Source organism: Burkholderia sp. BCC1640, assembly GCF_902833125.1.
Classification (GTDB): domain Bacteria; phylum Pseudomonadota; class Gammaproteobacteria; order Burkholderiales; family Burkholderiaceae; genus Burkholderia; species Burkholderia diffusa.
In genome coordinates this window covers 1-11,431 of sequence record NZ_CADFEF010000064.1, presented here as the reverse complement: position 1 = coordinate 11,431, position 11,431 = coordinate 1, and the positions used below count along the sequence as shown (strand labels likewise).

Sequence of the window (11,431 nt, the reverse complement as noted above, 5' to 3'; positions counted from 1 at the left end):
ATCACCAGCCACCCACCAGGCCCGGTGACAACACCCCCCGGATCATGACTGCGACTGGGGGCGAGAATCATGCCGGGCCTGGCTGGCCAAAGCCCCGATTATCGGGGCACGAAGATAGTAACGGGGGCGAGAATGTTGCTGTGGCGACAACGTGGCGCTGAATCAAGCGTTCCAGCGCGTCGGTTTAGGCAACGAGATCCTGTTCTCCAGGTCCATGATTTAGGCGTCGGCCCGCAAGGCATGCAAACGTAAGGTAGGCGAGCGGCCTCCGTTTCGAATCGCGGGTGGGCGCTATGGGCCGTTGCGACGAATACGGATTTGCCATCCCGCTCGGCGATCGTAGTTGCATAACAATGTTTCGATCGCCTCATGTGAAAACAGCGCGAACGGGGTTGACGGTCAAGGTGGGCGCTGTCCTGCTTCTGAACACTTTCGCCGCCTTCGTCGTTCATCCATGGGGCTCCGAGCCGCGCGGAAAAGTCCCAATGGCATACCCTTGGGCTGCATTTATATCTTCGGCGTATGTCGCTATTGGCGAACTTGTCCCGAACGAATCAGGAGTCTGTATGAGCACCACATCTTCTTCACTGTTGCAAGAGCGCGAAATTTGGCAGGCTCGCCTGTTCACCGGGCAGTGGCAAGCCGGTGTTCGGGAGATGGATGTAGTGGAGCCGGCGACCGGCGACGCACTTGGACGCGTAGGACTTGCCGACGAGAGCCTTGTTGCTGCTTCCGCGGCAGCGGCGAGCATTGCGCAGGTTTCATGGGCGGCGTTGCCGTACGACGAGCGAGCGGTTGTGATGCGACAAGCTGCACGCACTGCGGAAACGCACTTCGACGAGATTGTTGACTGGGTTGTTCGAGAAAGTGGGTCGACACGAGCCAAGGCCTCTTTTGAAGTCTCGATTTCGATCAAGGCTTTGCATGAGGCGGCGGCCTTGCCCTCTCGGGCGGCAGGCGAAGTTCTCCCGTCGGTGCCGGGTCGCCTGTCCATCGCTCGGCGGCGCCCGTTGGGTGTGGTCGGCGTGATTTCGCCGTTCAATTTTCCCTTGTACCTTGCCATGCGTGCGGTAGCCCCTGCTCTCGCGCTCGGCAACGCCGTCGTGCTCAAACCTGATCCGCGCACTTCGGTCTGTGGTGGCTTCACGATCGCGCGCCTGTTCGAGCTGGCTGGCCTGCCCGCAGGCGTCCTCCACGTGCTGCCCGGCGACGGTGCGGCCGGTGCGGCGCTAACGAGCGACCCGAACATCGCGATGATTCAGTTCACGGGTTCGACGGCGGCTGGGCGCAAGGTCGGTGAGGCCGCTGGCCGGTTCCTGAAGAAGGTGTCTTTGGAACTCGGCGGAAAGAATTCACTTATTGTCCTCGACGATGCAGATTTGGATCTTGCCGTTGCCAACGCAGCATGGGGTACCTATCTCCATCAAGGCCAGATTTGCATGGCCTCGGGCCGCTTGCTTGTGCAGCGCGGCATCTATGAACGCTTTGTTGAAAAATTGGCGGCGAAGGCGGCCAGTCTTTCCGTGGGGGATCCGGCTCAGTCCAATGTCGCTCTAGGGCCGTTGATTAACGCCACCCAGCGTGATCATGTTGCCAGCATCGTAGAGGATGCAAAGCACGCAGGAGCAAAGATCGAAACCGGTGGCGGCTATAAAGACCTGTTCTTCGAAGCAACTGTACTGAGCGGCGTTACTCCGACTAACCCCGCCTTTAACGAAGAAATCTTTGGACCAGTTGCGGTCGTTGTGCCTTTTGATACCGACGGCGAGGCCGTGGCGCTCGCCAATCGCACCGAGTACGGCTTGTCAACTGGAATCGTCACCGCAAATGTCGGACGTGCACTACACATGGGCGAACGGCTTCGTACGGGCCTGCTTCACATCAACGATCAGACCGTCAACGACGAGGTCATCAATCCATTCGGTGGTGTGGGCGCATCGGGGAACGGTACGAGCATCGGCGGGCCGGCCAATTGGGAAGAGTTCACTCAATGGCAATGGCTCACTATCAAAGGAGAGGCGCCGCTCTATCCGATTTGACGCTCTTCAGCCTGGGTGGCGGCTTGCGGAATCTTCGCTTGTGGCGGAGATATCGAGTACACGCCGTTTGTCGTAATAATGGACTCCCTTCGAGTAGTTGATGGAAGGAAGCATAGTGGTGCGCTTTGCCGCAAGAACTGGCGCGGTGCACCACTTTGCATAAAACCTGTGCACCGCAGAAATCTGAGGCGCGGCGCCTCATTCCCTCCGGCTAGAGTCTGACGGGGCAAACGAACATGCACCTGAGTCGCATAGGCATCGCTTGAAAGTTGCTTGATCGAAATCAGGCGTTGGCGAGCAATTGCTTACGGTGTTGCTTCCGGCATTCGTTGCTCTCACTCGAGCAGTCTCACATAACGCAGATGCAGTGCCGTTGCAAGCTCACACAATGTGAACTTCTGACTCACGCACTAAGCGCGCGAATTCTTTGGTTGATCTGCAGCCACATAGATGTTTCGTCGATGACGACGAGCGCTTACCAGAGGCGCTTGGCGATGACCATTGGGTATCCTCCGCGTCAATGTGCAGGGTGCCGTCGTGCAGGCACTCTGGAGCTTATTGCGCGAAGATGAGATTCTACTGCCGATTGCCGCTGGTCGGAGGGTATCTGAATCACACATTTAAACGACCGCATCGATTTGTATGTTGCACGGCGATAGGGAATTGGTTTTATCTGGATTGGATGCAATATTTAAACGAATTTAAACTACGTCCTGCAAGGTCGGACCACTCTGTTGCTTGTATAGGGGCGGCTAATTTGATAAGTGTTGCCGGTAGTGGTCGAAGTAATCCATTCTATTATCGATTGGTGATGCTGTTCGCGAAATTTTGCGTGGCGCAATTATGTTTTTTAGCGTCTCGTAGATGCTGTCGAGTGGGCGCGTAAGTATTGTGGTCACGAATCGATAATGCAAATAAGCGGACATTTATGTGGGGTCCGTGGGCGCTATTTAGACGTGCGATTGCTCTATCGGGAAGTCTTTATATTTCACATATTTTTTAATCAATCGCGAATCATGATTGATTAATCACGAGGTCTGGGTTGACGTGTGGTTGATTGTGAAAATAATATGAACCACCCTTCCTCGTGGAGCGTTTTTGTCAATCGTCGGTGCGTAACGAGAAGGGCCTTGGTGAGAATCAAAACTAACCTTTCTTCGAATTGAGGTCGCGCATACTATCGCGGGAAGGTGCATGGCGAGACATCGCTGGACATATAATCCGATGAAAGCCCGCTGCTTCCTTGGCTGATTTCTCATATCCTATTAACACTTCCGGATCACTGGAATCATGAATCTTAGCTACCAGCAGTCACTCGACAATTTTTCCAACGCCTTTTATCTATCAAAAATAAAGACGCAGCAGGGTAAAGATCATATTCCCGGAGGATTCAGTCGGCGCACGTTTGGATATGGACCGCACGCGATCTTTGTCGAAAAGGGCGAGGCGCAATATATTCATACGATCGAGGGAAGGAAGCTTCTCGATCTAAATAATAATTTTTCCACCAATGTATTGGGGCACAATCATCCTGGAGTTTTGGCGGCCATTCAGGAGACGCTGCAAAATGGGTTCTCGTTTGGCAACCCTGCCGACTCCGAATTGGAACTCGCCAAGCTTATTTGCGAGCGCATCGACTCGGTCGACCAGGTTAAATTCTTTTGTTCAGCAAGCGAGGCTTGCTTGGGGGCAATCCGTATTGCCAGGGGATATACGGGTAGAAGAAAAATAGCAAAATTCGAGGGCGGATACCACGGCTTTACTGACGATCTCGCGGTCTCGGCTCACCCCAGCCCTGAAAACTTTCCCGGCCCGAGTTCCAACCCCAAGTCCTTGCCCGACTCTGATGGAATTCCATCTTACAAGAGCGACCATGTTGTCGTACTCACTCAAAATGATTTCGAGTCCTGCGAGAAGATACTTAGGGCTAATGCGAAGGATATCGCATGTCTCATCATGGAGTTGCAATCGTGCGCAGGAGGCATAGTTGAGCTTGAGAAAGACTTTGTGTCAAAACTCCGGGTTCTGACAGAAGAGCTGGATATTCTGCTCATTTTTGACGAAACAATTACGTTGCGCGCGGCCTACGGCGGACTGCAGAGCGTGTACCAAGTGAAGCCTGACATGACCGTGCTTGGGAAAATGATTGGAGGCGGTCTGCCGATCGGTGCTATCGGAGGAAGTCGAAAAATTTTCCGCGTGGTAGAGGAGAATCAGGTCATGATCTCAGGTACGCACCACGGGCACCCGCTCGCATGTGCGGCGGGAAGTGCGTGCCTGGAGGTGATGGATGCTGAAGCCTATCAAAGGCTAAATGCGATGGCGGAAAAGGTTAAGCGCGAACTCAACTCTTGGGCAGAGGCGTGTGGATTTCCGTTTACCGTGTTTGGTTCGTTCTCTGTCTTAGGTTATGCTTTTACAAAAACCGTCGGGCAGCAGGTTACTACGCACCGAGATTATTGGCACAAGATCGATGAAAACAGCATGAATATTTATGCTCTCGAAATGGCAACTAGAGGTTATTTTCCGGTGCATCGCGGTCAATTGGGGTTGACGCTTCCGATGACGGACGAAGATATCAATGGCTACATCGAGACCACCAAGGATATTATTCTTCTGATTTATTCAAATGGCAATTAATTAATCTAAGTTGGCATCCAAAATAGTAATTCGATAATCCATAAAATGGAATTTTTAAAGTGCTGGGCGCCAACTAACTCCTGCTTGAGTATAAACGCGAGTTGCTATCGGGCACCACCTGTCCGCGTTCGCACTTGCAGGCGCGGATGAGTGTTCGGAATTTGTCGCACACGTGCGGCGTTCTCGCGCATCGCCACGGCACCAGCTATGCGGCCGTTTGACTACAGCCACATTGCGACGTGTGGTGTAAGGGACTTCGTCAACGGGGCAACGTTCACGAAACTAGTTGCGGCGTCTCGGCGCTTCGGCTGCGCTTTGCGCGAAGCATCGGCCGACATCGCAACACTCTCAGTGGATTGAGGCTGTACGTAATGACCTAGTAATCAAGCACGGGTTAAGCAACATCGGGCGGGACTAACGCGTCTTGTGGTAATCGCGTCGCGCTTACGGAACTCGCGCGACCGAGCATCTTTTCGCAGAGAGGGCTCAGCTCGGGACCGGTAGCAAACTTGCCGCCAGCGTGCCTGCCTTGGTTGTCGTCTCGAAAAGAGCCGCTTGTGGCATCAGTTATTCGATGTCCCTGCGCGCTTCGGGTAACTGAGCAAGCGATGTGTCCAGCGTTCGCGAAATGCACTCACGTAGTGAGCGAACTGCGGGATTTCGATTTCCCTTCACGCTGACAAGTGCGAGTGCGCTGCGCGGCGCATCTTTCAGTGGTACGTATCGAACACCAGGATGCGAGAATAGCCTCGTTGCACTCAAGGGAAACGTGTCACATGCACCGCTATATGCAACGGCGGCGAGACTCTCTGGTATGGACTGAACAAACGCGCCAACGCGAGTTTGTTCATGCCATTCCGGTTCCAGGCACCAGTACGAGGCCCATTCGGACGGTGCCCCGGCCGCTGCTACGGCAAATGGTTGCCCGAAGAGATCGGAAACCTCCAAAAGAGACGCGCGCGCCATCGGGTGATCTGCTGGTACGACCGCGACCCGGGGCTCGTTGTACATCACGTTGAATTCCAGCCGGTCGTCATTGATCGGCAATCGCAAGAGTGCTGCATCAACGCGTCCGCTGATTAGTGCCTGAACTTGATTCGTCATTGTAAGTTCGGTGCAGACCAGCCGAACTGTAGGATTGGTATGTCTAAACATGTCCAAGATCAGGTGCGTAAGCTCGCCGGCCGCCTCGCCGAAGAAACCAAGCTTTAAGACACTCCGGCTTCGTTCCGCGATCGCCCGGCACTCGATAATCGTGTTCGACATGTCGCCAAGAATCTCGCGGGCGCGCTCGATGAAGCTTTTCCCTGCGTCAGTTAGCTCAACTCTGCGGTTTGTTCGCTCGAAGATCGCGAATCCGAGTTCCGACTCGAGCTTCGCGATTTGTGCGCTCAGTCCCGACTGAGCCACGTTTTCAATCTCCGCCGCCTTGCCAAAGTGCAAGGTCTCGGCGAGGCGTATTGCCAACAAAAGCTGTCGCGTATCCATGGAGCACGCCCTGCCATTCACCGCAGGCTCTCTAAAGTTAGGGTGCGAACACTGTCAGTGCACCATACAACAATGGTACCAAAGGTCTGCGCAGTCCCACACGCTCATCGCAACGATCTTGGAAGTGGCTTCCGAAGGCGGCTGCGGAGCGCGGTGCCCCTGATGCTCGCGGATTCGATCACCAAACGCGATTGAATGATCAGTAAGGACTCGTTGCTGGACACAATGTGCAGGCCAATAATCACCGAACGCTATTTGCACAAGAACTAATCTGACTGGAGTGGGATCATGGATCGAGAGAAGTCGACAGGGCAGTTAAAGGCGTCTTCGTTGGGTATCGCGGACATCGTGTTCTTCGTTGTGGCCGCTGCCGCTCCCCTCGGGGCGACATTGGGAGCCGGTCCAGCTGTATTTTCTATGGGCGGAAATGCTGCCCCGGGGCTGTACTTCATCGCATCTTGCATTCTTCTGCTTTTTGCTGTTGGGTTTGCCGCAATGAGTAGATACGTGGTTAGTGCCGGGGGGTTTGCTGAACTCGTCAGTCGCGGGCTAGGCAAGCACGCGGGCAACGCGGCCGCCGGCGTAGCGCTACTGGCGTACGTGTGTATGTTGATCGGTATTTACGCCCAGTTTGCCGCGTTTGGTGCCGACACGATCAAGTCGTTTACTGGCCTCGAACTCGACTGGCGAATGCTTGCGTTCGTAGCTGTCGCTATGACCGGCGTGCTTGGCTACATGGACATCAACCTCTCTGCACGGGTCCTCGGAGTGTTGATGATCCTCGAGGTCCTGATCCTCGTCATTTTCGATGGCGCTGTCCTCGTAAAGACGGGAGGACACGCGAATGATCTACAAATTTTCTCGGCAACGACACTCAAGTCTTCCGGCATAGGTACCGCTCTCATGTTCGCGTTTTCCTGCTTCGTAGGCTTTGAGTCAACCACGATTTATGGTGAGGAAGCGCGGAATCCTCAGCGAACGATTCCGGGTGCGACTTATATTGCGATCGGCTTGATTGGCGTCTTTTACACACTGACGATGTGGTGTCTCGCACTTGCATACTCTGGACAAAATATCCAGCACGAGGCTACCGCTAATCCCATCACTTTCGTCTTTACGGCAAATACGCGATTTGTTGGTGAATGGTCGACTCAGGCAATGCAAGTACTCGTCCTTACGAGCGTGTTCGCGGTGCTGCTGTCGTTCCACAACGCGCTTTGCCGGTACTTCTTTGCGCTCGCTCGTGTAAATTTCCTACCTGCGCCTCTAACCAAGATCCATCGGCGTCACGGCAGCCCGCATGCTGCAAGCGTCGTGTTGACGATATCCTGTACAGCGGTCCTTGCCGCTTTCATGTTCGGCAAAGCTGACCCCGTGCAAGTCATTTACATGTGGATGGTTGCACTTGGCACGCTGGGTGTTTTGGTCTTGCAAACGCTCGGTGCTGCCGGCGTCATTGGATACTTCGCCCGCACTGGGAAACGCATGCTCTGGCAAGGCTTCATCGCCCCAGCATTCGGCGGTCTTGGGCTGCTTGTTGTCGTAATTATCGCAGTCACTAATTTTGGATCTCTAAGTGGAACGACGGAAGGTCTTTCAACTCAGCTGCCGTGGTTAGTGCTTGTCGCCGCTGTCGTTGGCATTGCAAATGGTTTTTTCAAGAGATATGGGAATGAACAAAACGATGAAATATTGAGCCAGTCTCAATCTCACTGAAGCAGTAGAGGGCGATGAAAATCAAAGGCCCACTGAGTGAGTTCGATCGCCGTCACATCGTACTAAAGACGGCCTCGTCGAGCGGATCTGGAGCGGCCCTACGTATCTGACGACACGAAGACTCTCTCAAAATAAGGGATAGTCTTGTGCCTATCAGTAAGCCTGGTCATTACGTGGAAAGCATCGAAATTCTGACCGAGCCGGAGCGCCGCCGTCGGCGCACGGCGCAGGAAAAAATCGACATCGTGCAAGAGACACTGGAGCCGGGAGTATCGGTGTCGGCCGTAGCGTGTCGGCACGGCGTCAACGCCAACCAGGTGTTCGGCTGGCGCAAGCAATACCGGGAAGGCAGTCTGGCGGTGGTGAAGGCAGGTGAATCTGTTGTACCCGCATCTGAACTGGCCGCCGCCATCAAGGAAATCAAGGAACTCTAACGGCTACGCGGGAAGAAGACGCTGGAGGTGGAAATCCTAAAAGAAGCCGTGGATTGGGGGCGATCAAAAGACCCGATTGCGTGCTCGCCCTTGCTGCCAGGGGCGACCGATGAAGACGGTCTGCGAAGTTCTCGGCGTGGCGCGCTCTGCTGTGGTGGTGAAGCGGGTTCGCTCATCTGACTGGCGCGATGGTCGCCGTACCCGCGAGACTGATGACACTGGGCTGGTCGACGAAATTCTGGGGCATGTGGCGCATCTGCCGACCTACGGCTATCGGCGTGTCTGGGCGCTGCTGCGCAGTAGTCGAGAACAGACCGGCGCACCGCGCATCAACGCGAAGCGGGTGTGTCGGGTGATGCACGAGCACAAGTTGCTGCTGTGCCGCTCCGGCGTGCGGCGAGACAAGCGGCGCCATGACGGTAGCGTTGCGGTAGAGCGCAGTAACACCCGCTGGTGCTCCGATGGCTTCGAGTTCCGGTGCGACGACGGCACGCCGCTGGGCGTCACGTTCGCGCTGGACTGCTGCGACCGGGAGGCAATTAGCTGGGCGGCGACCACCGGCGGACATAACGGTGACGTTGTGCGCAACGTAATGCTGGCCGCCGTCGAACAGCGCTTCGGCACCACGCAGGCCGCGCAACCCATTGAATGGCTGTCGGACAACGGCTCGGCCTACATCGACCATCACACGCGCAGCTTCGCTCGCGAACTGGGCCTTGAGCCGCTGACCACACCGATACGTTCATCGCAGAGCGATGGCATGGCCGAATCGTTCGTGAAGACCATGAAGCACAATTACGTCGCCTATATGGATAAGCCTGACGCACCGACGGCGCTCTCGCGTCTGGCTATCGCGTTTGAACATTACAATGAGCGCCATCCACATAAAGCCCTGAAATACCGCCGGCCTCGCGAGTTTAGGCGTGCTGCGGTATCATCAACGTAACGGTGTCTGCGTGTCCTGAGTTACAGGGGCAACTCCAGGCCCGCCGATGTGGGCTGATATATCGCAGAGCAACTGACATCTGTGGTCGCGCATCCTCGCGTCGGTGAAAATTGCAAAGTGGGGCTCGGCATCGCTCTTGAACTCGTGACCGACAAGGAAGCACGCTATCTGTTGCCGGCTATGGCATCGGCCGAACCCGACACTGTTGGCGACGAGACCGCTCACGCGAAGCGAGTTGCGCGCCTTTGTAGTCGAGAAAGGTATGGGTGGCAGTTTTGCGGTGCTGGAGCATGGCGACATCTGCGGGCTTTAAGCGTATTGCCGCTTTATGAACTCTGTCACGATTGGTTAAATGACATGTTATGCTCGTCTGAGAGGCGCAAATCGACAACGCTACTGAAGATTGCGCGCATCATGTCACGCTCAAGCAGATCCTGCGTTTCTTACGGTATGTGCAATGGCGCATACAGGGTGCATCCCACCACCGCCCGAGCGCTGCCGAGCCGAGGTATCCTAGCTTGTGTCCGGCAAGCTCAGCATCCAGCGCACGTCGATCGACTCGAAATGATGGAGTCGGACCCACAAAAGACGTGGTGTCGCTTGTCTTCTTGCGTTGACTTAGCCTTGCTGCCAATCTTCCGCTTTTAGCGCAATGCATCAACGGGAGCCTGAATGAATCGAACGTCCGCACCCGAGTCGATGAGCGGTAACGTACTCACGCAACTGCAACTGGCCCGTGAGCATTTTGGTGACGGTGGGCAACTGCCCGATGAGTTGACACCGAATTTGCTACCTGAGTCCGTGGCGCGCTCGTGGGTGCGTTCCCGGGACGCGGGTTTGGTGCCAGGTCAGGCGCCTGAATACGAATTGCTCAGCGGCACACGCAGTACACTTGAAACGCCTGATGATCGACGTCTGTATAGCTGTATCGTTGATGAAATCGAGCAGCTTTGGGACGCGTTTGGCGGCGATAGCTGGACGATCTTCTGCGCGAATGCACACGGTACGGTGATCCATGCGCGCCGTAGCCCGGGATGTGATGACGCTTTGATCCGGCCGATTGTCGCTGGCCGACGTATTCTCGAATCCCATCTCGGCACGACGGCACCGAGCTGCGTGCTCCACGAGGGGGCTGAAGCGACGATAACCTGCGGTCAGCACTACCTCAACGATTTCGAGCATGTGTCGTGTCTTGCCGTGCCCCTTTTTGGGCTGCATGGCGAGGTGGTAGGCGCGCTGGATATCACAGGCACTGGCCAGCGCGATTTGGCGCAAATACGTGAACAATTCCGGCTCGCGGCATTAGCCGCTGAGCAGCGCCTATTCGCAACATTGCGCGGTTGCCATCTTCTGCGTGTGCATCATGATTCTCGTTGGCTCGCAACTCCCCTCTCGGGGGTGCTCGCGGTCGAGGAGGATGGTTGTCTGCGCGCTGCGAGCCGTATGGCGCGTCGCATGCTCTCGTTGCCGCAAAACGTATCTGTTGGTCGGCTCACGCTGCGCGACCTGTTCAGCGATGCGCCGACCACTCTCCTAAGCCGAGTGCTGAGGCCGCAACGCGGTCCTCAACGCATTTGTTGCGCAGACGGTACTCACTTGTGGATCCTTTATGCGCGTGGGCCGCTTAATCGCAGCACAGCGCGTCGCATGAATTCGGATTTCACGGTGGAAGATCTGGAGGCCGAATCCGTGCTTTCCGGCAACGCCGAGCCCAGCTTGCAGAGAGGCGGAGAAAGCCTCGAGGAAAAAATGCTCGGAGCTGTTCAGCAAGCTATGCGTGACCATAACGGCAACGTTGCTGCGGTGGCGCGGCAATTGCGAATCTCTCGTACAACTGTCTATGCGCGGTTGCACCGCTTACGCGAGCTTGGCATGCTGGCGGTGGAAGGCGGAGTGGTGGCAGAACTTCAATCTGGCGACAAAAGCTCATCGAAACTACGCTTGTAGAGAAATGTACCTACTAGGGAAACACTGATTTATCCGGCTCTGTGGTCATCGCTGACGCAGCCGAGGACGTTGTAGAAGATAGTTCACGGAACGGGCCCACGACGATGAAACGGCAAATGAGCTTTGCGGAAGCGGAAAGCACGGGCAAGAAGCGCATGACTCGGCGCCAGCGTTTCCTGGAAGAGATGGAGAAGCTCGTGCCGTGGTCGCGATTGCTGACG

The 11,431-nt window shown here is 55.6% G+C and carries 5 protein-coding genes and 2 pseudogenes; 6 read left to right on the top strand and 1 reads right to left on the bottom strand.

Features of this window, described 5'->3' with window-relative positions:
* Positions 1–566 precede the first annotated feature (566 nt).
* The gene (locus tag HWX25_RS32200; RefSeq protein ID WP_175912596.1) at positions 567–2,039 is read left to right on the top strand and encodes a benzaldehyde dehydrogenase; all 1,473 of its coding nucleotides are present in this window, start codon (positions 567–569) and stop codon (positions 2,037–2,039) included.
* A 1,290-nt stretch (positions 2,040–3,329) separates the two neighbouring features.
* Complete coding sequence (locus tag HWX25_RS32195) at positions 3,330–4,679, top strand: aminotransferase class III-fold pyridoxal phosphate-dependent enzyme (protein ID WP_175912594.1); 1,350 nt, start codon at positions 3,330–3,332, stop codon at positions 4,677–4,679.
* Positions 4,680–5,246: 567 nt separating this feature from the next.
* Here HWX25_RS32195 and HWX25_RS32190 read toward each other — a convergent pair.
* The gene (locus HWX25_RS32190) at positions 5,247–6,167 is read right to left on the bottom strand and encodes a LysR family transcriptional regulator (RefSeq protein WP_175912592.1); all 921 of its coding nucleotides are present in this window, start codon (positions 6,165–6,167) and stop codon (positions 5,247–5,249) included.
* Between the two features lie 288 nt (positions 6,168–6,455).
* Between HWX25_RS32190 and HWX25_RS32185 the strand changes: the two genes are divergently transcribed.
* The 4 genes and pseudogenes from HWX25_RS32185 to HWX25_RS32170 form a co-directional block, all read left to right on the top strand.
* Positions 6,456–7,883 (top strand): APC family permease, encoded by a 1,428-nt coding sequence (locus HWX25_RS32185; RefSeq protein ID WP_175912591.1) that lies wholly within the window; start codon positions 6,456–6,458, stop codon positions 7,881–7,883.
* A 182-nt stretch (positions 7,884–8,065) separates the two neighbouring features.
* Positions 8,066–9,263, top strand: a pseudogene (locus HWX25_RS32180) (IS3 family transposase).
* Positions 9,264–9,935: 672 nt separating this feature from the next.
* The gene (locus HWX25_RS32175) at positions 9,936–11,210 is read left to right on the top strand and encodes a helix-turn-helix domain-containing protein (protein WP_175912589.1); all 1,275 of its coding nucleotides are present in this window, start codon (positions 9,936–9,938) and stop codon (positions 11,208–11,210) included.
* 104 nt (positions 11,211–11,314) lie between these two features.
* Positions 11,315–11,431, top strand: a pseudogene (locus HWX25_RS32170) (IS5/IS1182 family transposase); the annotation flags it as partial.